At 56.3% G+C, this 22,863-nt stretch carries 21 protein-coding genes and 1 pseudogene; 13 read left to right on the forward strand and 9 right to left on the reverse strand.

Annotated elements, in window-relative coordinates; all coding sequences use genetic code 11:
• Nucleotides 1-55: 55 nt before the first annotated feature.
• The 4 genes from HF679_RS21955 to qseB all read right to left on the reverse strand — a co-directional run bounded on the left by HF679_RS21955 (nucleotide 56) and on the right by qseB (nucleotide 3,091).
• Nucleotides 56-370 carry a putative quinol monooxygenase gene (locus HF679_RS21955; RefSeq protein WP_123756446.1) on the reverse strand — a complete coding sequence of 105 codons (315 nt, stop codon included), beginning with the start codon at nucleotides 368-370 and terminating at the stop codon, nucleotides 56-58.
• A gap of 35 nt (nucleotides 371-405) precedes the next feature.
• Nucleotides 406-987 (reverse strand): NAD(P)H-dependent oxidoreductase, encoded by a 582-nt coding sequence (locus tag HF679_RS21960; RefSeq protein ID WP_123756447.1) that lies wholly within the window; start codon nucleotides 985-987, stop codon nucleotides 406-408.
• A gap of 107 nt (nucleotides 988-1,094) precedes the next feature.
• Entirely contained in the window at nucleotides 1,095-2,435 is a 1,341-nt protein-coding gene (qseC, locus tag HF679_RS21965; RefSeq protein WP_187042376.1) for a quorum sensing histidine kinase QseC, read from the reverse strand.
• Nucleotides 2,432-3,091: a quorum sensing response regulator transcription factor QseB gene (gene qseB / locus HF679_RS21970; RefSeq protein WP_154144085.1), complete on the reverse strand. Its 660-nt coding sequence runs from the start codon at nucleotides 3,089-3,091 to the stop codon at nucleotides 2,432-2,434. Before qseB ends, qseC begins: the two co-directional genes overlap by 4 nt.
• 175 nt (nucleotides 3,092-3,266) lie before the next feature.
• On the opposite strand from qseB, the gene HF679_RS21975 reads away from it, so the two are divergent.
• The 6 genes and pseudogenes from HF679_RS21975 to HF679_RS22000 all read left to right on the forward strand — a co-directional run.
• A complete protein-coding gene (locus HF679_RS21975) occupies nucleotides 3,267-3,674 on the forward strand; it encodes a YgiW/YdeI family stress tolerance OB fold protein (RefSeq protein ID WP_123756450.1) in 408 nt (135 codons plus the stop codon).
• A gap of 72 nt (nucleotides 3,675-3,746) precedes the next feature.
• Nucleotides 3,747-4,616: a GyrI-like domain-containing protein gene (locus tag HF679_RS21980; protein ID WP_123756451.1), complete on the forward strand. Its 870-nt coding sequence runs from the start codon at nucleotides 3,747-3,749 to the stop codon at nucleotides 4,614-4,616.
• Between the two features lie 121 nt (nucleotides 4,617-4,737).
• Nucleotides 4,738-6,996 carry a DNA topoisomerase IV subunit A gene (parC, locus tag HF679_RS21985; RefSeq protein ID WP_154144084.1) on the forward strand — a complete coding sequence of 753 codons (2,259 nt, stop codon included), beginning with the start codon at nucleotides 4,738-4,740 and terminating at the stop codon, nucleotides 6,994-6,996.
• Nucleotides 6,997-7,181: 185 nt separating this feature from the next.
• The gene (plsC, locus tag HF679_RS21990) at nucleotides 7,182-7,919 is read left to right on the forward strand and encodes a 1-acylglycerol-3-phosphate O-acyltransferase (RefSeq protein WP_123756453.1); all 738 of its coding nucleotides are present in this window, start codon (nucleotides 7,182-7,184) and stop codon (nucleotides 7,917-7,919) included.
• Between the two features lie 85 nt (nucleotides 7,920-8,004).
• Nucleotides 8,005-9,417, forward strand: a complete 1,413-nt coding sequence (ftsP, locus tag HF679_RS21995; protein WP_123756454.1) for a cell division protein FtsP — start codon at nucleotides 8,005-8,007, stop codon at nucleotides 9,415-9,417.
• Nucleotides 9,418-9,450: 33 nt separating this feature from the next.
• A pseudogene (locus HF679_RS22000) lies at nucleotides 9,451-11,689 on the forward strand (YgiQ family radical SAM protein); the annotation flags it as partial.
• Nucleotides 11,690-11,851: 162 nt separating this feature from the next.
• Here the strand turns inward: HF679_RS22000 and dkgA are convergent.
• Complete coding sequence (gene dkgA, locus HF679_RS22005; protein WP_123756456.1) at nucleotides 11,852-12,679, reverse strand: 2,5-didehydrogluconate reductase DkgA; 828 nt, start codon at nucleotides 12,677-12,679, stop codon at nucleotides 11,852-11,854.
• A 144-nt stretch (nucleotides 12,680-12,823) separates the two neighbouring features.
• Entirely contained in the window at nucleotides 12,824-13,987 is a 1,164-nt protein-coding gene (gene yqhD / locus HF679_RS22010) for an alcohol dehydrogenase (RefSeq protein WP_123756457.1), read from the reverse strand.
• A gap of 196 nt (nucleotides 13,988-14,183) precedes the next feature.
• Here yqhD and HF679_RS22015 point away from each other — a divergent pair, with 196 nt between their 5' ends.
• From HF679_RS22015 to HF679_RS22030, 4 genes are all read left to right on the forward strand, one after another.
• Nucleotides 14,184-15,083: an AraC family transcriptional regulator gene (locus HF679_RS22015; RefSeq protein WP_123756458.1), complete on the forward strand. Its 900-nt coding sequence runs from the start codon at nucleotides 14,184-14,186 to the stop codon at nucleotides 15,081-15,083.
• A gap of 337 nt (nucleotides 15,084-15,420) precedes the next feature.
• Nucleotides 15,421-16,167: a molybdate ABC transporter substrate-binding protein gene (modA, locus tag HF679_RS22020; RefSeq protein ID WP_123756459.1), complete on the forward strand. Its 747-nt coding sequence runs from the start codon at nucleotides 15,421-15,423 to the stop codon at nucleotides 16,165-16,167.
• Between the two features lie 6 nt (nucleotides 16,168-16,173).
• Nucleotides 16,174-16,986: an ABC transporter permease gene (locus HF679_RS22025; RefSeq protein WP_123756460.1), complete on the forward strand. Its 813-nt coding sequence runs from the start codon at nucleotides 16,174-16,176 to the stop codon at nucleotides 16,984-16,986.
• Nucleotides 16,973-17,593 (forward strand): ABC transporter ATP-binding protein, encoded by a 621-nt coding sequence (locus tag HF679_RS22030; RefSeq protein ID WP_123756461.1) that lies wholly within the window; start codon nucleotides 16,973-16,975, stop codon nucleotides 17,591-17,593. The genes HF679_RS22025 and HF679_RS22030 overlap by 14 nt, the downstream gene beginning before the upstream one ends.
• Before the next feature lie 27 nt (nucleotides 17,594-17,620).
• On the opposite strand, the gene yghB is transcribed toward HF679_RS22030, so the two are convergent.
• Nucleotides 17,621-18,283, reverse strand: a complete 663-nt coding sequence (gene yghB, locus HF679_RS22035; protein ID WP_123756462.1) for a DedA family general envelope maintenance protein YghB — start codon at nucleotides 18,281-18,283, stop codon at nucleotides 17,621-17,623.
• Nucleotides 18,284-18,412: 129 nt separating this feature from the next.
• Nucleotides 18,413-19,600: a cystathionine beta-lyase gene (gene metC / locus HF679_RS22040; RefSeq protein ID WP_123756463.1), complete on the reverse strand. Its 1,188-nt coding sequence runs from the start codon at nucleotides 19,598-19,600 to the stop codon at nucleotides 18,413-18,415.
• Nucleotides 19,601-19,851: 251 nt separating this feature from the next.
• On the opposite strand from metC, the gene exbB reads away from it, so the two are divergent.
• From exbB to HF679_RS22055, 3 genes are all read left to right on the forward strand, one after another.
• The gene (exbB, locus tag HF679_RS22045) at nucleotides 19,852-20,583 is read left to right on the forward strand and encodes a tol-pal system-associated acyl-CoA thioesterase (protein WP_123756464.1); all 732 of its coding nucleotides are present in this window, start codon (nucleotides 19,852-19,854) and stop codon (nucleotides 20,581-20,583) included.
• Nucleotides 20,584-20,589: 6 nt separating this feature from the next.
• Nucleotides 20,590-21,015 carry a TonB system transport protein ExbD gene (gene exbD / locus HF679_RS22050; RefSeq protein ID WP_123756465.1) on the forward strand — a complete coding sequence of 142 codons (426 nt, stop codon included), beginning with the start codon at nucleotides 20,590-20,592 and terminating at the stop codon, nucleotides 21,013-21,015.
• Nucleotides 21,016-21,145: 130 nt separating this feature from the next.
• Nucleotides 21,146-21,640: a TIGR00645 family protein gene (locus HF679_RS22055; RefSeq protein WP_123756466.1), complete on the forward strand. Its 495-nt coding sequence runs from the start codon at nucleotides 21,146-21,148 to the stop codon at nucleotides 21,638-21,640.
• A gap of 39 nt (nucleotides 21,641-21,679) precedes the next feature.
• On the opposite strand, the gene mgrA is transcribed toward HF679_RS22055, so the two are convergent.
• Nucleotides 21,680-22,720 (reverse strand): L-glyceraldehyde 3-phosphate reductase, encoded by a 1,041-nt coding sequence (gene mgrA, locus HF679_RS22060; RefSeq protein WP_123756467.1) that lies wholly within the window; start codon nucleotides 22,718-22,720, stop codon nucleotides 21,680-21,682.
• Nucleotides 22,721-22,863: the final 143 nt, after the last annotated feature.

Raw genomic sequence — 22,863 nt, forward strand, 5'->3', positions numbered from 1 at the left:
TCTCTTCAGTATTTCTCTTCGCGTCGCCGGATGACCTTCCCGGCTTCGCCAGCGCTTAAATACCGGACTGCAGGATCCGAATAGTGGTGTCCAGCACGTCGCCTTTCACCGCTTCACCGTAGGCTTTCATGTGCGGCGTTTGCAGGTGCGCTTCAAGATGGGCAACGCTTTCCCACTGCTCAACCATGACGATGGAATCCGGGGAGGTGCTCTGAAAACTTACGCCTGCCGCGTGGTCTACCAGCGGCGCATAGCCGTGGCAACCTTCTTCCTGCAAAACGACAGGGGTAATTTTAGCAAACTGCTCAAGCACGGCCTGACGATGGTGCTGGCCAGGGCGGGTGCGAATTTCTGCGATCACTGTCAACATGATTAACTCAACTCCTTCTGTAGGTAGAGCTTTAGTTAACCAAAAATTTGCGCCAGATGCTTGCGATATTCTGCGATGTAATGCGGAACATCAGGCAGTTTAATGACGTCGTTGGCGATAAACGTCGGCAGGGCGGTCATGCCGAGGAACTGGTTAGCTTTATGGAACGGCAGATAAACACCATCAACGCCGACGCCATGGAAGAACTGGTCTTTATCGGTAAAGGCTTCCATCGGTGCGTTCCAGGTCAGGGAGAGCATATACTGTTTGCCCTGGATTAAACCGCCGGAGCCATATTTCTTGCTGGCGTCGGAGCGGGTACGTCCGTCGCTGGCATACAGCGAGCTGTGGCCTTCGGTGAAGACATCATCAATGTATTTCTTCACGGTCCACGGCGCGCCCATCCACCAGCCTGGCATTTGCCAGATAACCACGTCGGCCCACAGGAAATTCTGCACTTCTTGTTTGACGTCGTAATCGCTATCGGCACGAACGATTTTAACATCATGCCCGGCGTCGCGCAGATAGCCATCCGCGACCTCGGTCAGGGTGTCATTCAGCTGACCGTTGGAGTGGCCGAATTTTTTCGCGCCGTTGATAATCAGGATGTTGCTCATTTTTTACCCTTCAATGTTCGATTTTGTCGTCAATTTTACCCCGCAGGGCGAAGCGGGAAAATGAGCGAAATGTGCAAAGTCTTTTGCTGTATTCGCAATAATAACGGCTACCAGCGTACCCGCGCCTCGAAACCGCCTTCGTGGACGGCGTTGAAATCCACCGTCATCTGATGCAGCGCGGCGATCCGACGGACGATGGAGAGCCCCAGCCCGCTGCCGGGAGCATCCTGGCCCGGCGGACGATAGAAGCGCTCGCCGATGCGCGCCAGCGCCTCAGGGCTAATGCCCGGGCCGTTATCACGGACGGTAAACTGGCGGGCATCGAGGGTGATATCCACCTGGCTGCCGCGCGGACTGTAGCGTACCGCATTATCCAGCAGGTTACGCACCAGCAGGCTCAGCAACAGCGGCTGCCCCTGGCGGGTGACATGGCTGGCGTGCAGATGCAGGCGCAGCTCAGTCCCGGCCTGCTGCGCAATGTGGTACATCTCCATTACCGACGATTGCAGCAGCTCATCTATGGCAAGGGTCTGCACGTCATCAAGCTGGGCCAGTGAATCCAGACGCGACAGCGTCAGGAGCTGGTCTACCAACCGGGTAGCGCGGTCAATCCCTTCATGCAGCTGCGCCAGCGCCCTGTCGCGCCCCTGCGGGTCGTCCGTCGACAGCTGAGCGACCTCGGTCTGAACCTTCAGCGCCGCCAGCGGGCTACGCAGTTCGTGGGCGGCATCGGAGGTGAACCGCCGCTCGCGCATCATGGTGTCATGGGTGCGGGCAAACAGCTGATTCAGCGCCTCGACCAGCGGCCTGACTTCGCTGTGCACCTTGTCGACGTCCAGCGATTCGGCTGAGTCAGGCGCGCGCAGGCGCAGGGTGCGGGCCAGCTGTTTCAGCGGCGCCAGCTCGCGGCTTAACAGTACAATCAGCAACAGGAACATTAGCGGCAGCGCCACCAGCCACGGCGTCAGCTGCGAGGTGACGATATCCAGCGCCATCTCCCGGCGGTAGTCCCACTCCTGCCCGACGACGATGCGGTAGCGGCCATCGCGGGTGGTTAACTGGAGAAAGCGCCATTCGTCGTCATCATTATTCAGATGGCCATCGCTGAACCCCTCCCGGCGGTTATTCCACGGGATATCCTGGCCGTTTTCGCCATCGTGCATGATGTTCTTGCCGTCGGCGCTGAAAATAGCGAACGCCAGCGCATCGTCATCAAGATGCCCGTGTTTGACCTTCTTTTTGGCCCTGATCTGCGGAGGCAGGGTGTGCAGTTCGTCGAAATTGATGGTGCTCAGGCGGCGGGCAAACAGCAGTTGCTGGGTATCAAACAGCTTATCCAGCTTTTCGGTGGTTTGTTGCCAGGCAATAAAGCTGGCGATGCCCCAGGCGGCGCTGGTCAGCAGAAAAAAGAGTAGCGTCAGACGCAGGCGTAGGCTCAGGCGTTTCATGCGTCACCGAGGGTGTAGCCGATACCGTGAACGGTACGAATAAATTCGCTGCCGAGCTTGCGCCGCAGGTGATGCACGTGCACCTCGACCGCGTTGCTGGAGACATCGTCGTCCCAGGTATAAAGCTTCTCTTCAATCAGCTTACGCGGCAGGACGCGTCCGGCATTGCGCATCAGTAGTTCCAGCAAGGCGAACTCCTTGGGTTTTAGCGGTAGATTTTCGCCGTTCACCGTCACCGTCAGGCCGCTGGGATCCAGCGTGACCTCGCCATGACGCAGTTGGCTGCTGCTCTGGCCGTGTGCGCGGCGAACCAGCGCTTCCAGGCGGGCGGCAACTTCAATCAGCGCGAAGGGTTTACACAGATAATCATCGGCGCCGAGGCGCAACCCTTCTACCCGCTGATTGAGCGCATCGCGAGCGGTGAGGATCAGCACCGGCTCATGATGACCCCGATCGCGCCACGCGCGCAGGATATCCAGCCCGTCGATACCGGGCAGCGTCAGGTCGAGGATCACCGCATCGTAAGGGGCGGTATAGAGCGCGGCTTGTCCGGCTTCGCCGCGGGTAAACCAGTCGACGCTAAAGCCCATTTTTGCCAGCCCGGCTTTAATGCCATCGCCGATGAGCTTATCGTCTTCCACCAGTAAAATACGCATTGGTCACTCCTGTGGGGCTCGCCTGCCTGCAACTTGAAATCCATGTGATCTAGAGGCAGTAAACCGCGTTGCAACCGTCGCTGTACAGCAATAAAATTTCTTTTTACCGCTTAAGAAGTTGTTAAGTTTTGCCTGATGTAATCGTGACGATATAAACATAAAGGGAGAACCTATCATGAAGAAAATTGCTGCAATGACCGCTATCGTGGCCTTAATTTCCATGCCGGTACTGGCGGCGGAGCAGGGCGGTTTCAACGGACCTGCCGCCACGCAATCCAGCCAGACGTCAACGCAAAACGGCGGCTTTATTGGCCCGAACGGCAGCGTCACGACGGTGGAGAATGCCAAATCGCTGCGCGATGACACCTGGGTGACCCTGCGCGGTAAAATTGTTCAGCGCATCTCCGACGACCTGTACAAATTCCAGGATGCTTCCGGAACCGTGAATGTGGATATCGATCACAAGCGCTGGAACGGCCTGACCGTGACGCCGCAGGACACCGTGGAAATTCAGGGCGAGGTCGATAAAGACTGGAACTCGGTGGAGATCGACGTCAAACAAATCACCAAAGTCGCCCCGTAATCGCGACATCGCGCAAGATCGGTCAGGAATCGCTATTCTCGCTCTGCCAGAGTATGTCCGGAGGAGGAGACGATGAACGAGACCAGGACAAGCCCGGTGTACGCCGGGCGTTTTCAGCGCGTGTGTTTATACATTGAGCGTCATCTGGATGAATCCCTGTCGCTGGAGACGCTGAGCGCGATCGCGCATAGCTCGCCGTATCACTTTCACCGGCAATTTACTGCCTATAGCGGCGTGCCGCTGTATCGCTATATTCAGTGGCTGCGTTTGCGCCGCGCCTGCTGGCGCCTGGTGTTCAAGCCGCAGGATAAAATTATCGATATTGCCCTGGATGCCGGGTTTCAGAATCCGGAATCGTTCAGTCGTGCCTTCCGTGCCGCGTTCGCTCAAAGCCCCAGCCAGTTCCGTCAACAACCGGACTGGCAGGAGTGGCATCGACGCGTACCGAAACACAGGTTACAGGAGCAACATCCGATGATGGTTAAAATAGTTCAGTTTCCCGACACGCAGGTGGCGATGTTACGTCACCGCGGCAGTCCTGATTTGGTTAATACAACGGCGGCGCAGTTTATCGCCTGGCGCAAAGCGAGCGGATTATCGCCGGTTGTCACCTGCGCGACCTGGGGCGTCTCGTGGGACGATCCCGCGACCACCCCCGCAGACGAATTCCGCTTTGATATCTGCGGGTCCGTCAGTGAACCGATAGCGGAAAACACCTTTGGCGTTGTGAATGGCAATATTCCGGGCGGGCGATGTGCAGTGGCGCGCCACCACGGCTCTCTGGATACGCTCGCACAAAGTATCTGGTCTCTTTACCGTGACTGGCTACCGACGTCAGGCGAGGCGCTGCGCGATTTTCCGGTGTTTTTCCGTTACCTCAACTTCGTGCATGACGTCGGCGAACACGAGCTGCAGACCGATATTTATCTGCCGTTGCGCTGATTCGCGCTAACGGAATCCTCAGTCGATCTCACGGCCTGTGACTCAGGGCGTGAGATCGGGTATTATCGCCGGTAGTTTTGCCGCCCGCACGGTCGGTACGCAGATTGAGGATTCACGATTAATGAGCGATATGGCAGAGCGCCTTGCGCTGCATGAATTTACGGAAAATGCCTACCTGAACTATTCCATGTACGTCATCATGGACAGGGCATTACCGTTTATTGGCGATGGCCTGAAGCCGGTCCAGCGTCGCATCGTTTATGCGATGTCCGAGCTGGGACTGAACGCCAGTGCTAAGTTCAAAAAGTCCGCCCGCACCGTTGGTGACGTGCTGGGTAAATATCACCCGCACGGCGATAGCGCCTGCTATGAAGCCATGGTGCTGATGGCGCAGCCATTCTCCTACCGTTATCCGCTGGTGGACGGGCAGGGGAACTGGGGTGCACCGGACGATCCTAAATCCTTCGCCGCGATGCGTTACACCGAATCCCGTTTGTCGAAGTATGCAGAACTGCTGCTGAGCGAACTGGGCCAGGGAACCGTCGACTGGGTGCCGAACTTTGACGGGACGATGCAGGAGCCGAAAATGCTGCCTGCGCGCCTGCCGAATATTTTGCTCAACGGCACCACCGGCATCGCCGTGGGGATGGCAACCGATATTCCTCCGCACAACCTGCGTGAAGTGGCACAGGCGGCGATCACCCTGATCGAAAAGCCGCAGACCTCGCTCGACGAGCTGCTGGATATCGTCCACGGGCCAGATTACCCGACCGAAGCGGAGATCATCACCCCGCGCGCTGAAATCCGCAAAATCTACCAGAATGGTCGCGGCTCGGTGCGCATGCGTGCGGTATGGAAGAAAGAAGACGGCGCGGTGGTGATCAGCGCGCTGCCGCATCAGGTTTCCGGCGCGCGTGTGCTGGAGCAAATCGCCGCCCAGATGCGCAATAAAAAGCTGCCGATGGTTGACGATCTGCGTGACGAATCGGATCACGAGAATCCGACCCGTCTGGTGATTGTCCCGCGCTCCAACCGCGTGGACATGGAGCAGGTGATGAACCACCTGTTCGCCACCACCGACCTCGAAAAAAGCTATCGCATTAACCTGAACATGATCGGCCTCGACAATCGCCCGGCGGTGAAAAACCTGCTGGAGATCCTGTCGGAGTGGCTGACCTTCCGTCGCGATACCGTGCGTCGTCGTCTGAGCTACCGTCTGGAGAAGGTGCTCAAGCGGCTGCATATCCTGGAAGGTTTGCTGGTCGCCTTCCTCAATATCGATGAAGTGATTGAAATTATCCGCCACGAGGACGAACCGAAGCCGGCCCTGATGTCGCGCTTTGGCATCAGCGAAACCCAGGCGGAAGCGATCCTCGAGTTAAAACTGCGCCATCTCGCCAAACTGGAAGAGATGAAGATCCGCGGCGAGCAGAACGAGCTGGAAAAAGAGCGCGATCAGCTGCAGGCGATCCTCGCGTCAGAACGCAAAATGAATAACCTGCTGAAGAAAGAGCTGCAGGCCGACGCCGACACCTTTGGTGACGATCGTCGCTCACCGCTGCGCGAGCGTGAAGAAGCGAAAGCGATGAGCGAGCACGACATGCTGCCGTCCGAGCCGGTGACCATCGTGCTGTCGCAAATGGGCTGGGTGCGCAGCGCCAAGGGCCATGACATCGATGCGCAGGGCCTGAGCTATAAAGCGGGTGACAGCTGGAAAGCCTCGTCGAAAGGCAAGAGCAACCAGCCGGTGGTGTTCATTGATACCACTGGACGAAGCTACGCCATCGATCCGATTACGCTGCCTTCGGCACGCGGCCAGGGCGAGCCGATTACCGGTAAGCTGACGCTGCCGCCGGGCGCCAGCGTGGAACACATGCTGATGGAAAACGACGACCGTAAGCTGCTGATGGCTTCTGATGCCGGCTACGGTTTCGTCTGCACCTTCAACGACCTGGTGGCGCGCAACCGTGCGGGCAAGGCGCTGATCACGCTGCCGGATAACGCCCGGGTGATGGAGCCGCTGGTCATTGAAGATGAGTCCGACATGCTGCTGGCGATAACCTCGGCCGGGCGTATGCTGATGTTCCCGGTCAGCGACCTGCCGCAACTGTCCAAAGGCAAAGGGAATAAGATTATCAATATTCCTTCGGCGGAAGCCGCCTCCGGGCAGGATGGTCTGGCGCACCTGTTTGTACTGCCGCCGCAGAGCACGCTGACGATTCATGTCGGCAAGCGTAAGATCAAACTTCGTCCGGAAGAGCTGCAAAAAGTCACCGGTGAACGCGGTCGTCGCGGTTCATTGATGCGCGGATTGCAGAAAATCGACCGCGTGGAGATTGATTCACCGCGTCGCGCATCGGCAGGTGATAGCGAAGAGTAAGATGAGCATCCCCTGGCGCAAAACCGGGGGTGCTAAAATTTGCCGCAAAATCGTTGTTTATTCAGGTGTTGCGATTAACAATAGGCGCAAAATCATTCAATATCTACCGGGGCGATCGGCGCATAACCCCGGCGCCAGCAATCTGCTAAACAACGAGTCAGGCGGTTTGGGTTTTAGAGGTAGCTATGCTATTTATTTTTCGACTAATTGTTGTTGTTATTTATTGTATCTTTGTGTGCATATTTGGCTGTATTTACTGCTTGTTCAGCCCACGGAATCCAAAACATGTTGCCACCTTCGGGCATCTGTTTGGCCGGCTGTCCCCGGTATTTGGCCTGAAAGTAGAAACGCGTAAGCCTGCCGATGCTGAGCAGTATGGGAATGCGATCTACATCGCTAACCATCAGAACAACTATGATATGGTGACGGCATCCAATATCGTGCAGCCGCCGACCGTGACCGTAGGTAAAAAGAGCCTGGTGTGGATCCCGTTCTTTGGCCTGCTTTACTGGTTGACGGGGAACCTGCTGATTGACCGAAATAACCGGGCGAAAGCGCACGGAACGATTTCGCAGGTCGTCGATTCGTTTAAAAAACGCAACGTCTCTTTCTGGATGTTCCCGGAAGGTACCCGTAGCCGTGGCCGTGGCCTGCTGCCGTTTAAAACCGGCGCTTTCCATGCGGCTGTCGCTGCTGGCGTGCCAATTATTCCGGTATGCGTTTCTAACACTTCGAATAAAATTAACCTCAATCGCCTGAACAACGGTCTGGTGATTGTTGAAATGCTGCCGCCGGTCGATACCAGCCAGTATGGTAAAGAGAACGTTCGCGCGCTGGCAACGCACTGCCGCGAACTGATGGCCGCGAAGATTGAAGAGTTAGATCGTGAAGTTGCCGAGCGCGAAGCGGCGGCAAAGAAATAAAACAGGAACTGCCGCGATAGCGCGTGCACGTGGCTAGCGGGAAACGAATTCCCCTTTTGATTTGTTTGTATTTCATGGAGTTAATATGTCATTCAGTCGGCGTCAGTTTATTAAGGCTTCAGGCGTAGCGCTTTGCGCGGGAGCCGTGCCGCTGAACGCACATGCCGCCGGCCAACAGCCTGCACTGCCGGTGCCGCCGCTGCTGGAGTCGCGCCGCGGCCAACCGCTGTTTTTAACCCTGCAGCGGGCGCACTGGTCATTTACTCCCGGCACCCGCGCGTCGGTCTGGGGCGTGAACGGTCGCTACCTTGGGCCGACAATCCGCGTGTGGAATGGGGATGATGTAAAGCTTATCTACAGCAACCGTCTGACGGAAAACGTCGCCATGACCGTTCGCGGCCTGCAGGTTCCCGGCCCGCTGATTGGCGGGGCGGCCCGCATGATGTCGCCGAACGCCGATTGGGCGCCGGTGCTGCCGATTCGCCAGGGCGCTTCCACCCTCTGGTATCAGGCGAACACCCCCAACCATATGGCCAAACAGGTCTACAACGGTCTGGCCGGGATGTGGCTGATAGAAGATGAGGTCAGCAAAAATCTCCCGGTGCCGAATCACTACGGCGTCGACGACTTCCCGGTGATCATTCAGGATAAGCGCCTGGATAACTTCGGTACGCCGGAGTATAGCGAGCCGGGCAGCGGTGGTTTTGTTGGCGATACGCTGTTGGCGAACGGCGCGCAGAGCCCGTATGTCGAAGTGTCACGCGGTTGGGTGCGCCTGCGCCTGCTGAATGCCTCTAACTCCCGTCGCTATCAGCTGCAGATGAGCGATGGCCGGCTGATACATGTTATTTCTGGCGACCAGGGCTTTTTACCGGCCCCGGTGTCGTTGAAGCAGCTATCGCTGGCTCCCGGCGAGCGGCGCGAAATCCTGGTCGATATGACCAACGGCGATGAAGTGTCGATCACCTGCGGTGAAGCGGCCAGCATTGTTGATCGTATTCGGGGCTTCTTCGAACCTTCAAGCATCCTGATTTCTACCCTGCTATTAACGCTGCGTCCGACGGGCCTGCTGCCGCTGGTGACCGATAGCCTGCCGGTGCGTCTGCTGCCGACGGAAATTCTCACCGGGACGCCGACCCGCACCCGCGATATCACGCTGGGCGACGATCCGGGTATTAACGGCAATCTGTGGGATCCGCAACGCATTGATATTACCGCGCAGCAGGGGACATGGGAGCGCTGGACGGTGCGTGCCGATCGGCCGCAGTCGTTCCATATTGAAGGCGTGATGTTCCAGGTGCGCAACGTTAACGGTTCTGTTCCGTTCCCGGAAGATCGCGGCTGGAAAGATACCGTGTGGATCGACGGGCAGGTGGAGCTGCTGGTGTACTACACCCAGCCTTCCTGGCCACACTTCCCGTTCCAGTACTTAAGCCAGACGCTGGAACTTGCCGACCGTGGATCTATCGGTCAGATCCTGGTAAATCCGGCACCGTAATGCCGCATACCCCAGCCGCATCATGGTTGGGGTATAAGAAAATCTCCCTTCATTTCTATCATCGATCCGGCTTATAATCGCCGGCCTTTGATTATTTTTTTATCATTTTTCCGGAAGCAATATGAGCGCAATATCCCTGATCCAACCGGATCGTGACCTTTTTTCCTGGCCGCAGTACTGGGCCGCCTGCTTTGGCCCCGCGCCGTTTTTACCAATGTCACGCGAAGAGATGGATCAACTTGGCTGGGATAGCTGCGACATTATTCTGGTAACCGGCGATGCTTATGTTGACCATCCGAGCTTCGGTATGGCTATCTGCGGGCGCATGCTGGAAGCGCAGGGGTTCCGCGTCGGGATTATTTCCCAGCCGGACTGGAACAATAAAAATGACTTTATGCGTTTGGGTAAACCGAACCTGTTCTTCGGCGTCACCGCCGGCAACATGGATTCGATGATCAACCGCTATACCGCCGACCGTAAACTGCGTCACGACGATGCCTACACCGCCGGCAACGTTGCCGGTAAACGCCCGGACCGCGCCACCCTGGTTTATACCCAGCGCTGCAAAGAAGCGTGGAAAGATGTCCCGGTTATCCTCGGCGGCATCGAAGCCAGCCTGCGTCGTACCGCGCATTATGATTACTGGTCTGATACCGTACGCCGTTCGGTGCTGGTGGACTCGAAGGCCGATATGCTGATGTTCGGCAACGGCGAACGCCCGCTGGTTGAAGTGGCGCATCGTCTGGCCGCCGGCGAGCCGATTGGCCACATTCGCGACGTGCGCAACACCGCCATTATGGTCAAAGAGGCGCTGCCTGGCTGGAGCGGCGTGGACTCCACGCGTCTGGACACCCCGGGCAGAATCGACCCGATTCCGCACCCGTACGGGGAAGATCTGCCGTGCGCCGATAACAAAACCGTGGCGCCGCCGAAACAAGAAGCCAAACAGGTGACCGTTCAGCCGCCGCGCCCGAAACCATGGGAAAAGACCTACGTTCTGCTGCCTTCCTTCGAGAAGGTCAAAGGGGACAAGGTACTTTACGCCCATGCGTCACGTATTCTGCATCATGAGACCAACCCTGGCTGCGCCCGCGCGCTGATGCAAAAGCACGGCGAGCGTTATATCTGGGTAAACCCACCGGCGATCCCGCTGTCGACGGAAGAGATGGATAGCGTGTTTGCGCTGCCGTATAAGCGCGTTCCGCACCCGGTCTACGGCGACGAACGTATCCCGGCTTACGAGATGATCCGCTTCTCGATCAACATCATGCGCGGCTGTTTCGGCGGCTGTTCGTTCTGTTCGATCACCGAGCATGAAGGGCGCATTATTCAGAGCCGTTCCGAAGATTCGATCATTAACGAAATCGAAGCCATTCGCGACACGGTACCGGGCTTTACCGGTATTATCTCCGATCTTGGTGGTCCAACGGCCAACATGTATATGCTGCGCTGTAAGTCACCGCGTGCTGAGCAAACCTGCCGCCGCTTGTCCTGCGTCTATCCTGATATCTGCCCGCACATGGACACCAACCATGAGCCAACGATTAATCTGTATCGCCGCGCTCGCGATCTGAAAGGGATCAAAAAAATCCTGATCGCTTCAGGTGTGCGCTATGACATCGCCGTTGAGGATCCGCGTTACATCAAAGAGCTGGCGACCCACCACGTGGGCGGCTATCTGAAGATCGCGCCGGAACATACCGAAGAAGGCCCGCTGTCGAAAATGATGAAGCCGGGAATGGGCAGCTACGACCGCTTTAAAGAGCTGTTCGATACCTATTCGAAGCAGGCGGGCAAAGAGCAGTACCTGATCCCGTACTTTATTTCCGCTCACCCGGGAACCCGTGACGAAGATATGGTGAACCTGGCGCTGTGGCTGAAGAAAAACCGTTTCCGTCTCGATCAGGTGCAGAACTTCTATCCGTCGCCGCTGGCCAACTCGACCACCATGTATTACACCGGCAAGAACCCGCTGGGTAAAATTGGCTATAAGAGTGAAGACATTGTGGTGCCGAAAGGGGACAAACAGCGTCGTCTGCATAAAGCGCTGCTGCGTTACCATGATCCGGCAAACTGGCCGCTGATTCGTCAGGCGCTGGAGACCATGGGCAAAAAACACCTGATTGGCTCACGCCGCGAGTGTCTGGTGCCTGCACCGACCCTTGATGAGATGCGTGAAGCACGCCGTCAGAACCGCCACACGCGCCCGGCGTTAACCAAACATACGCCAATTGTGCATCAGCGTTCGAACGGTGAGGCGACGGCGAAGAAGCCGGTAAAGCGCGCTAAGAGCGCCAGTCGCTAAGACGATGGTATTGCCCGGTGGCGTATCGCTTGCCGGGCAGACAATACGCTGAAAAAGCTGAAAAAGCTGAAAAAAAGCCGGACTGGTATTCACGCCAGTCCGGCTTTTTACTTTTTAGTCGGCAGACTTTTATCCGCCAAACTGATCCGGATCCGGACCAAGACGCTTGTTCTGGTCCAGTTTTGCCATTTCACTCAGTTCGTCTTTATCGAGACGGAAGTCCCAGACGTTAAAGTTTTCGGCGATACGCGCCGGGGTCACGGATTTAGGAATGACCACCAGACCGTTGTCTAGATGCCAGCGAATGACGATTTGCGCCGGCGTTTTTCCGTACTTATCTGCCAGATGGTGGATAATTTTCTGATCAAACACCCCTTCACCGCCCTGTGCCAGCGGGCTCCAGGATTCAGTCTGGATCTTGTGGGTGGCGTTCCAGGAATGGAGCTGACGCTGTTGTAGCAGGGGATGGAGTTCCACCTGATTGACAACCGGCGCTACGCCAGTTTCATCGAGCAGCCGCTGCAGATGGTGGACCTGGAAATTACAGACGCCGATGCTCTTGATCAGCCCCTCTTCTTTCAGTGCGATCAGGTTTTTCCAGGCGTCAACGTAGTGGTCTACGGCCGGAACGGGCCAGTGGATAAGGTATAAATCGACGTAGTCGAGCTGCAGTTTACGCAGGCTCTCCTGCAGTGCTTCACGCGGATGTTTTTGGTCGTCATTCCACAGCTTGGTGGTAATGAACAGCTCATCGCGTGGGACGCCTGCACTGCTTAACGCCGTGCCGACGCCGCTCTCATTCTGGTAGGCTGCGGCGGTATCAATGGAGCGATAACCGACTTCCAGCGCCTTATGAATGGCGGAGACGACTTCCTCGTTGCCTGCTTTCCACACGCCGAGACCCAACTGTGGCATCAGATTGCCGTCGTGCAGTTTTATAACGGTGGGATGTGTCATGCCTTCCTCCTGTTAATGAAACCTGGCGGTATTCATTCCGCCAGGGGGTAGCATTAAGTCTGGACGAAATAGCTCAAAACGGTAGTTAAACTCTTCTCCATCGCCGCGGATCGGGCGATGGAGAGGTGACGAACGCGGACGAACTTAGCGTGCAGCCTCGTAAATCCGGCGGCTGACGTCGAGGGTGATATCCTGATTTTCACCCAGTTGAGTCATGCCATGTTCTTCCAGTTTAGCCAATAACGCCGGAATGGAGCTGCCGTCGAGGCCGTAATCAGAAAGACGGGTTGGGACGCCCATCTGTTCGAAGAATTGACGCGTCGCCGCGATAGCTGCATCGATGCGCTGGTCTTCAGAACCTTCGGTGATATTCCAGACGCGCGCGGCATACTGCAGCAGTTTGGCGCGTTTGGTATCGCGTTTTTCATTCCACAGCACCGGCAGCACGATGGCCAGAGTCTGCGCGTGGTCAAGACCATGCATCGCAGTCAGTTCGTGTCCCAGCATATGGGTTGCCCAGTCCTGCGGCACGCCAGCGCCGATCAGGCCGTTTAACGCCTGGGTCGCGGCCCACATGATATTGGCACGCACATCGTAGTTTTCCGGCTCCTGCAGCGCTTTCGGGCCATCTTCAATCAGGGTCAGCAGAATGCCTTCGGCAAAGCGATCCTGAATTTTGCCATCAACCGGATAGGTGACGTACTGCTCAACGGTATGGACAAAGGCGTCAACTACCCCGTTAGCGACCTGGCGCGGCGGCAGGGTGTAGGTGTAAACCGGGTCGAGGATCGCAAATACCGGCTGCACGTGAGAAGACATAAAGGCGCGTTTGTCGCCGGTGGTTTTACGGGAGACCACGGCACCTTTGTTAGATTCGGAACCGGTGGCTGGCAGCGTCAGCACGGAGCCCATCGGGATCGCGCTTTTCACGTTGCTGCCGTAGGTTTCGAGGATTTCCCACGGGTCGACGTTTTCGTCATAGTGCGCCGCCGCGGCGATGAACTTAGTGCCATCCAGTACCGAACCGCCGCCAACGGCCAGCAGGAAGGTGACCTTTTGTTCACGGGCGATTTTGACGGCGTTCATCAGGGTTTCATAGGAAGGGTTAGGCTCAATCCCGCCAAACTCCAGCACGTCAAAACCGTTCAGCGCGCTGAGCACCTGATCGAGCACGCCGGTTTTCTTCACGCTACCGCCGCCGTAGGTCACCAGAATACGGGCATCTGCCGGGAGCTGATCGCGCAGGTTGTCGATAGCGCCTTTGCCAAACAGGATGCGGGTTGGGGTATATAGATTGAAATTGTTCATTACGCGTGTCCTCAAAAAATAAAAACTGCCGACAGAGATAATGCCTCGGCCAGATGACGGTCATTGTGGTCCTGTCGCCTGTTCCTCTCAATGCACATTCCTGCCGTTGTCTTGCCCATTTCTCCATGGTGCTGGAGAAAAGGCAGGAATGTGCGCACAATGCAGTGGTGAGAAAACCGCTGGAGAGTCACCGAAAATGAACCGCGCCGAGATATGTCAGCTGCTGACAGATAAAGTTAATGCGCTGAAAGATAAAGAAGAAAGTCTCAGTATGCTGCTGCCAGATATCCGTCTGCTGTACGGCACGCAGCCGGGTACACGTACCCCGGTGATGTACCAGCCCGGCATCGTTTTTCTCTTTTCCGGCCATAAAATTGGTTACATCAATGAGCGAACTTTTCGTTATGACACCAATGAATACCTGCTGCTGACCGTACCGCTGCCGTTTGAGTGCGAGACCTTCGCTACCCCAGAGGTGCCGCTGGCGGGGTTACGCCTGAATGTCGATATTCTGCAGCTACAAGAGCTGCTGATGGATATCGGCGAGGACGAACAGTTTCAGCCCGCGATGGCCTCAAGCGGCATCAACTCGGCGGCGTTATCGGAGGAGATCCTCTGCGCGGCGGAGCGGCTGCTGGACGTGATGGAACGCCCGCTGGACGCGCGTATCCTCGGGAAACAGATTATCCGCGAGATGCTCTACTACGTGCTCACCGGGCCGTGTGGCGGCGCGCTGCTGGCGCTGGTGAGCCGACAGACCCATTTCAGTTTGATTAGCCGGGTTCTGAAGCGCATCGAAAGCCAGTACACCGAAAACCTGAGCGTCGACCAGCTGGCGGCGGAAGCCAATATGAGCGTCTCGGCGTTTCACCATAATTTCAAATCGGTGACCAGCACCTCGCCGCTGCAATACCTGAAAAACTATCGACTGCACAAAGCGCGGATGCTGATGATCCATGACGGCATGAAAGCCAGCGCCGCGGCGATGCGCGTGGGGTACGAAAGCGCGTCGCAGTTCAGCCGGGAGTTTAAGCGCTATTTTGGCATGACGCCGGGGGAAGACGCGGCGCGGATCCGCATGATTCAGGGGATTTAATGTCAGAACCGGGAAGGCGCTGGCGTGGTCCTTCCCGGTAAGAAGGATATCTTATACCTTTCCTGCCCGCGCAGCATTTTTTCACTTCTCTTTTGATTTCAACCCATTTTTATATCGATATATACGTGATTATATATCGGTGGTTTTTTATGCAGCCTTATATCCTAAATAATTCAAGTTGCAGGACAGACAAACACACATGCAACTTGAAGTATGACGGGTAGAAATCTGTTCTGCACAATGCCACCAGTAAACATCTCTTTGCCGCATGGCGTCCATCGGGCGAAAAGCGGACTGCCTCCGTCAGCACAATAACTATAAGCAGGAAGAACGCGATATGAAAATAATAAAATGGCTACTTATCGGTTTGGCACTATCCGGCAGCCAGTTGTCTGCCGCCACGGAATTGCATCTGTACGCGGGGGCCGGGCTGCGTGTTCCGGTCGACCTCATCGTTGCCCGATATGAAAAAGAGAGCGGAAATAGTGTGACGGTCGAGTACGGTGGTTCCGGACAAATTCTGACGCGTTACCAGCTTACGCAGCAGGGCGATCTTTTCCTCCCCGGCTCGGCCGATTATGTCGACAAATTACAGCAGCAGGGCAAAGTCACGTCTGCTTTTCCACTCGTCCATCACACGCCGGTGATGGCCGTGCGCAAGGACAGGGCTGCGGGTATTAACTCTTATGAGGCACTGGCTAAAAGCTCACTAAAAATAGGAATGGGAGACTCTCAAAGTATCGCACTGGGTAAAAGCGGTGAAAAACTGCTGGAAGCCTCCGGATATGGCGATGCGTTGCGTCAGAAGGTGGTTGTTCGTACCGCGACGATAAAACAGCTAGTGCTCTATTTACTGAATGGTGATGTAGATGCTGCAGTCATCGGCAGGACGGATGCGGTGAAAAATCAGCAGCACCTGATGCTGCTGCCAGTACCAGCAAATACGCCCGATGAAGTTGCGACGTTGGCGATTTTGCAAACCAGCAGGCATCCGCAAGCGGCCCGCGAGCTGGCGAAGGCGTTTACCTCCCCACAGGGGATTAAAACGTTTACCGACCTCGGCTATCTGCCGCTGGAAAAATAAATCCTGATGTTTAATCGAAAGGGGAACTCGCTGTCCTGGCTGATGTTTGCGCCACTCTGTCTACTGTTAATGCTGGTTGTCGGCTCGCTGCTGTCGTTGATAGTCGAGCTGGATTTTTCCACGCTGGTCCAGGTTCTGCGGGAGCCGGAACTGCATTTTGCCGTAGCGATGTCAGTGGTTACCGCATTGCTGTCACTGCTGTTGTCGCTGCTTATCGGGGTGCCTGCTGCGTGGATGATGGCGAGAACAAATTTCAGGGGAAAGGGCTTTATTGACGCGCTGCTGGATATTCCGTTGGTGACGCCCCCGCTGATCGTCGGAATTGGCCTGCTTCTGCTTCTGGGACAGCGTGGACCGATGAGCGGGATATTTCCGCAACTGCCCACACTGCTATTTTCTCCGTTGGGTGTGATTATCGGTCAGACCTATGTCGCCAGCGCGATTGTTGTTCGTTCTGCCAGCGCTGCGTTTGCATCACTCGATCCTGCATATATCGCCACGGCGCATAACCTTGGCCTGACGCCGGTTCGTACACTACTGTTGGTGGAAATTCCGCTCTGCTGGCCCTCTCTGCTAAGCGGCGGCGTACTGGCGCTGGCCAGAGCTCTGGGAGAGTTTGGTGCAACGCTGATGCTGGCGGGTGCTATCCGCTTCAAAACGGAAACGTTGCCGATGGCCGTGTACTTGAATATCGCCAGTGGCGATTTTTCGTTAGCGATAGGTTGTGCGCTGCTGCTGATGTTGCTGGCGGGGTTGCTGCTCGTGGCTCTGCATCGGATACAGCGTCTGTATAAAACGAGGGAATATGTTACGCGTTGAACAGATCGCTACGTTGATTTTGCAGGAGATAAGTTTCCACGTTCCGAAGGGAAGCTGCGTGGCAATTGTCGGGCCTTCCGGTAGCGGGAAAACCACCTTGCTGAATGCCATCGCCGGGGGAGCACTTGATCGGGGGGCCATTTATCTGGATGGACAACGGATTGATGGTCTTCCGGCCTGGCAAAGACCCTGTCGTTATCTGAATCAACGGCTTTATCTGTTTCCTTATCTGACGGTACGAGGAAATCTTGCGCTGGCGCAGTATGCGGCAGCACTGCCGCGGGACAAAAAACAGCAAATGGCACTATTAGACGAGATGGGGATCGCTCACCTGGCGCAGCGTTATCCGCGGCAAATCTCTGGCGGCGAGCAGCAACGAGTGGCGCTGGCCAGGGCGATGATCTCTCGCCCGAGACTTCTGCTGCTGGACGAACCTTTCTCAAGCCTGGATCGGGAAACACGTAGCCGTCTGTGGGAGGTGGTTCGCATGCTGCGCCGCCAGGCGGTAACGATTGTTATGGTCACGCATGATCCAGAAGAGGCCGAGGCGCTGGCAGATAAGCAACTGATGCTGTACAACGGCAGGCTGGTGGCGGAGGTGAAATAAGAGAGGAGACCCTCTCTTATTGATGACTTATGACGCGCTGCAGTATTTCTTCTTGATAACCACGGCCAGGGTGCCGACCAGACCCGCCACCAGCAGCGCAATCGGCAGGATCATCAGGCAGGTCATGACCTGGTCTTCATGGCGTTTGACGAACGGGATCATGCTCAGCGCATAGCCCAGACCGGTGACCACGCTCACCCACAGCAGCGCGCTCAGCCAGTTAAAGAACTGGAAACGGCGGTTTGACAGCCCGGAGATCCCGGCCATCGTCGGGAGCAGGGTGCGCACGAACGCCAGAAAACGCCCGGCCAGCAGCGCCAGCAAACCATGTTTATCAAACATGCAGGTCGCACGTTGATGATACTTTTGCGGCAGATGCGCCAGCCAGCCTTTCACGGTGGCGGTATTGCCCAGCCAGCGCCCTTGCAGATAGCTCAACCAGCAGCCGAGGCTGGCCGCCGCGGTAAGAATGGCAAGTGTCGGCACAAAGTCCATGACGCCTTTAGCAATGAGCGCCCCGGCGAGCAGCAGCAGGCTGTCTCCGGGTAAAAATGAAGCGGGTAGCAGACCGTTTTCCAGAAACAATGTCGTGAACATGACCAGATAAACAACGCCCACAACCTGGGGGTTTGCCAACGCGGCAAAATCATGTTGCCACAGGGCGGCGACAATCTCTTGAATGACAACCATGGACTTTCCTAAGTGGTACCGTATTTGCGAGTAGTGTACTCCTGAAGAGCCCCGAACACCTTGATCTCGGGCGCAACAAAAGCGGCCGCCGATACAGAGCGTCCGCCATTATTGCCACTCACCGTCACTTTACACGATACGAGAGAAGCCTGCCGCTAAATCCGCCCGCAGATCGTCAACATTTTCTAATCCAATATGCAGGCGAATCAGCGTGCCGCTGAAATCGACTTCCGCTTCCGGGCGGATGGCGGCGATCTGCTCCGGCTGGTTCGCCAGAATCAGCGACTCAAAGCCGCCCCAGGAGTAAGCCATGCTGAACAGGCTGAAGTTGTCAAGATAGGTTGACAGCTCGCTGTCGGTCAGGCGCTTGTTGAGGACAAAAGAGAATAACCCGCTGCTGCCGGTGAAATCGCGTTTCCAGAACTCATGGCCCTTACTTCCCGGCAGTGCAGGGTGATTGACGCGTGAGACCTGCGGATGTTGCGCCAGCCATTCGGCAATCTGCAGGCTGCTTTCGTGGTGCTGACGCAGGCGAACGCCGAGGGTGCGCAGGCCGCGGCTGGTCATATAGGCGGTATCCGCATCCACCATTTGCCCCATCAGGTAGGCATTCTCCCGCAGTTGATCCCAGCAGCGCGCGTTGGATACCGCGGTGCCGACCATCGCATCGGAGTGGCCGATCAGGTACTTCGTCCCGGCCTGAATGGAGATATCGACGCCAAAATCCAGCGCCTTAAACAGCACGCCTGCCGCCCAGGTATTGTCGATCATGATGATCGCTTCTGGCGCCACGCGGCGCACGGCGGCAACAATAGCCGGAACGTCATGGACTTCCATGGTGATAGAGCCGGGAGATTCCAGGAACACCACGCGGGTATTTGGCTGGACCTGACGGGCGATATCCGCGCCCACCAGCGGGTCAAACCAGCTGGTGGTGACGCCGAGTTTCGCGAGGATTTTGGTGCAAAAGTCCTGGCTGGGCTCGTATGCGGTGTTGGTCATCAGCACATGGTCGCCCTGTTCGACGAACGCCAGAATGGTATTGGCTACCGCCGCCGCCCCGCAAGGGAACAGCGCGCAGCCGGCGCCGCCTTCCAGTTCACACATCGCTTCCTGTAGGGAAAAGTGGGTGAGGGTGCCGCGACGGCCATAAAACAGTTCGCCTTTCGCCCGATTGCGGGTGGCCTGCTTTTTGGCTTCAACGGTATCGAAAACCAGCGACGAGGCACGCTGAATCACGCTGTTGACCGAGCCCTGAGTATATTTTTTGCTGCGCCCGGCATTCACCAGCGCGGTATCAAGATGTTTGTCCGCCATGTTTTTATTACCTGCTTTTATACGTCTGGACGTCTAAACTAGCATGAATGGACAATCGTGTACTGATGAATGGTCGATACGGGTAAAAATATCGCGGAATCCGCTGATGGCCGCTTTTTTACTGCGTAAGCGCAAAGAATCTAAACGTGATTTGCTGCACAGTGTAAATACTAATGAGAACCACTATCAATTCGATGCTTTTTTGATATTATTGTGCTCAGATTTTGTGATTTACGTCCTGGAGATTCAGCGTGGGTAATAATTTGATGCAGGCGGACCTGTCCGTTTGGGGTATGTATCATCATGCCGATATTGTCGTTAAGGTAGTGATGATCGGCCTGATTCTGGCGTCGGTAGTCACATGGGCTATCTTTTTTGGCAAAGGGGCTGAAATTCTCTCCAGCAAACGCCGCCTCAAGCGTGAACAGCAACTGCTTGCTGACGCTCGCTCCCTCGACCAGGCCAGCGATATCGCAAATAATTTTCATCCGAAGAGCCTGAGCTCGCAGCTTATCAATGAAGCGCAGAACGAGCTGACGCTGTCCGAAGGTGTCGAAGATAACGAAGGCATCAAAGAACGTACCGGTTTCCGCCTTGAGCGCCGCGTGGCGTTTGTCGGCCGTTACATGGGCCGTGGCAACGGTTACCTGGCGACCATCGGCGCGATCTCGCCGTTCGTCGGCCTGTTCGGTACCGTCTGGGGTATCATGAACAGCTTTATCGGGATTGCCCAGACGCAGACCACCAACCTGGCGGTTGTCGCTCCGGGTATCGCAGAAGCGTTGCTGGCAACGGCTATCGGCCTGTTTGCCGCCATTCCTGCCGTTGTTATCTATAACATTTTCGCCCGCATGATCGGCAGCTACAAAGCCTCTCTCGGCGACGTTGCCGCGCAGGTGCTGCTGCTGCAAAGCCGTGATCTTGACCTGAGCGCCAGCGGCGTTAAGCCGGTCCGTTCCGCTCAGAAATTACGAGTAGGTTGATGCCCCATGGCGATGCATTTTAACGAGAATCTTGATGATAACGGCGAGATGCATGACATCAACGTCACGCCGTTTATCGACGTTATGCTGGTGCTGCTGATCATCTTTATGGTGGCGGCACCGCTGGCTACCGTTGACGTGAAGGTTAACCTTCCTGCCTCCTCCAGCCAGCCGCAGCCGCGTCCGGAAAAACCGATTTATCTGTCGGTAAAAGCGGACAAAACCATGTTCCTCGGTAACGATCCGATTACGGAAGAGAGCATGATTAACGAGCTGAACGCGCTGACGGAAGGCAAGAAAGACACCACCGTTTTCTTCCGCGCCGATAAGACCGTGGACTACGAAACAATGATGAAAGTGATGGATACCCTGCACCAGGCGGGTTATCTGAAGATTGGTCTGGTGGGCGAAGAAACCGTCAAAGCGAAGTAACCCTCCCGATAACGCTTCTCAGGCTGGCCTTGTGCCAGCCTTTTTTATGCCTGACGCACGGGCTTATATTGCCAGGGCGCCGACAGGTTACGATATAATGCCCCCCATTTTTATTAACTTACAGGATCCTATGGAACGCTTTCTGGAAAATGCTATGTATGCCTCACGCTGGCTGCTGGCACCGATTTATTTTGGCCTGTCGCTCGGGCTGGTTGCGCTGTCGATCAAATTTTTTCAGGAGATATTCCACATCCTGCCGCATATCTTCAGCGTCGGTGAGTCGGACCTGATTCTGACACTGCTGTCGCTGGTTGATATGACGCTGGTGGGCGGCCTGCTGGTGATGGTGATGTTCTCCGGCTACGAAAACTTTGTCTCTCAGCTGGATATCAACGAAGGCAAGGAAAAGCTCAGCTGGCTGGGCAAAATGGACGCTACTTCGCTGAAAAACAAAGTGGCGGCGTCGATTGTCGCTATCTCGTCGATCCATCTGCTGCGGGTCTTTATGGATGCCAAAAACGTACCGGACAACAAACTGATGTGGTACGTCATCATCCATCTGACCTTTGTGCTGTCGGCGTTTGTGATGGGCTATCTTGACCGTCTGACCAAGGATAAGCACTGATTGTCAGGCCCGGCGGCGCTCGACCGCCGGGCCGGTTTCTTATTGATCCGACGACGTTTGCCATAAATTGAGCTGCCCGTCGGCCACGTGCTGGTCAATCCGCGCCAGCTCTTCTGCACTGAAGGTCAGGTTTTGCAGCGCCTGAACGTTCTCCTCAAGCTGCTGCGGACGACTGGCGCCAATCAGTACCGAGGTCACCCGCGAGTCCTTCAGCAGCCAGCTGAGGGCCATCTGGGCCATACTCTGGCCACGGCTATTCGCCATCTCCTGCAATAACCGCAGGCTGTTGAGGTTGGCCTCGCTGAGCATATTTTCCGTCAGCCCGCGCGCCCGTTTCCCTTCGTAGAACATCCGCGACCCCTCCGGGATCTGCTGGAGATATTTGCCGGTCAGCAAGCCCTGCGCCAGCGGCGTAAAGGCGATGCAGCCGACGCCATTCTCCTCCAGCGTATCCAGCAGCCCGCTGGTGTCGACCCAACGGTTAAGCAGGTTGTAGGAGGGCTGGTGGATCAGCAGCGGGATCTTCCACTCGCGCAGCAGCGCCGCCATCTCCCGGGTGCGCTCCGGTGAATAGGAGGAGATCCCGACATACAGCGCTTTACCGCTCTGTACCGCCTGCGCCAGCGCGGCGGCGGTCTCTTCCATCGGGGTGTTTTCATCGACGCGATGCGAATAGAAAATATCGACGTAATCCAGCCCCATGCGCTTCAGGCTCTGGTCGAGGCTGGAAAGCAGGTATTTGCGTGAGCTGCCGTTGCCGTAAGGGCCGGGCCACATGGAATAGCCGGCTTTCGTCGCGATGATCAGCTCATCGCGGTAGGCGGCGAAATCCTCGCGCAGCAGGCGGCCAAAGTTTTCTTCAGCGCTGCCGGGCGGCGGCCCGTAGTTATTGGCCAGATCGAAGTGGGTAATCCCCAGATCAAACGCTTTGCGCAACAGCGCACGCTGGTCATCCAGCGCGTGACCGTGGCTGAAGTTGTGCCACAGTCCCAGCGACAACAGGGGCAGCTGCAGACCGCTTTTGCCGCAGTAGCGGTACTGCATCTGGTCGTAGCGGGTAGGGGCGGCTAACCAGGACATGTTCTCTCCTCATGAATTAAAACGTTGTTTCTATTTTATCTGGTATGGCACTCTGGTGACGTTTGCTGGATCACAATGCGTAAGATTGCTGGCGACATAGTGAGCTTATGCTTTGCTTAATAGGGCTTCATTTCCGGAGAAAA

The sequence above is a fragment of the Enterobacter sp. JUb54 genome (assembly GCF_014298075.1).
In the GTDB taxonomy this organism is placed as follows: Bacteria; Pseudomonadota; Gammaproteobacteria; order Enterobacterales; family Enterobacteriaceae; genus Klebsiella; species Klebsiella lignicola.

Bases quoted from the DNA above. Each gene is read 5' to 3' on its own strand.
- HF679_RS21955 (WP_123756446.1), bottom strand. From the start codon at position 370: ATGTTGACAGTGATCGCAGAAATTCGCACCCGCCCTGGCCAGCACCAT.
- HF679_RS21960 (WP_123756447.1), bottom strand. From the start codon at position 987: ATGAGCAACATCCTGATTATCAACGGCGCGAAAAAATTCGGCCACTCC.
- qseC (WP_187042376.1), bottom strand. From the start codon at position 2,435: ATGAAACGCCTGAGCCTACGCCTGCGTCTGACGCTACTCTTTTTTCTG.
- qseB (WP_154144085.1), bottom strand. From the start codon at position 3,091: ATGCGTATTTTACTGGTGGAAGACGATAAGCTCATCGGCGATGGCATT.
- HF679_RS21975 (WP_123756450.1), top strand. From the start codon at position 3,267: ATGAAGAAAATTGCTGCAATGACCGCTATCGTGGCCTTAATTTCCATG.
- HF679_RS21980 (WP_123756451.1), top strand. From the start codon at position 3,747: ATGAACGAGACCAGGACAAGCCCGGTGTACGCCGGGCGTTTTCAGCGC.
- parC (WP_154144084.1), top strand. From the start codon at position 4,738: ATGAGCGATATGGCAGAGCGCCTTGCGCTGCATGAATTTACGGAAAAT.
- plsC (WP_123756453.1), top strand. From the start codon at position 7,182: ATGCTATTTATTTTTCGACTAATTGTTGTTGTTATTTATTGTATCTTT.
- ftsP (WP_123756454.1), top strand. From the start codon at position 8,005: ATGTCATTCAGTCGGCGTCAGTTTATTAAGGCTTCAGGCGTAGCGCTT.
- dkgA (WP_123756456.1), bottom strand. From the start codon at position 12,679: ATGACACATCCCACCGTTATAAAACTGCACGACGGCAATCTGATGCCA.
- yqhD (WP_123756457.1), bottom strand. From the start codon at position 13,987: ATGAACAATTTCAATCTATATACCCCAACCCGCATCCTGTTTGGCAAA.
- HF679_RS22015 (WP_123756458.1), top strand. From the start codon at position 14,184: ATGAACCGCGCCGAGATATGTCAGCTGCTGACAGATAAAGTTAATGCG.
- modA (WP_123756459.1), top strand. From the start codon at position 15,421: ATGAAAATAATAAAATGGCTACTTATCGGTTTGGCACTATCCGGCAGC.
- HF679_RS22025 (WP_123756460.1), top strand. From the start codon at position 16,174: ATGTTTAATCGAAAGGGGAACTCGCTGTCCTGGCTGATGTTTGCGCCA.
- HF679_RS22030 (WP_123756461.1), top strand. From the start codon at position 16,973: ATGTTACGCGTTGAACAGATCGCTACGTTGATTTTGCAGGAGATAAGT.
- yghB (WP_123756462.1), bottom strand. From the start codon at position 18,283: ATGGTTGTCATTCAAGAGATTGTCGCCGCCCTGTGGCAACATGATTTT.
- metC (WP_123756463.1), bottom strand. From the start codon at position 19,600: ATGGCGGACAAACATCTTGATACCGCGCTGGTGAATGCCGGGCGCAGC.
- exbD (WP_123756465.1), top strand. From the start codon at position 20,590: ATGGCGATGCATTTTAACGAGAATCTTGATGATAACGGCGAGATGCAT.
- HF679_RS22055 (WP_123756466.1), top strand. From the start codon at position 21,146: ATGGAACGCTTTCTGGAAAATGCTATGTATGCCTCACGCTGGCTGCTG.
- mgrA (WP_123756467.1), bottom strand. From the start codon at position 22,720: ATGTCCTGGTTAGCCGCCCCTACCCGCTACGACCAGATGCAGTACCGC.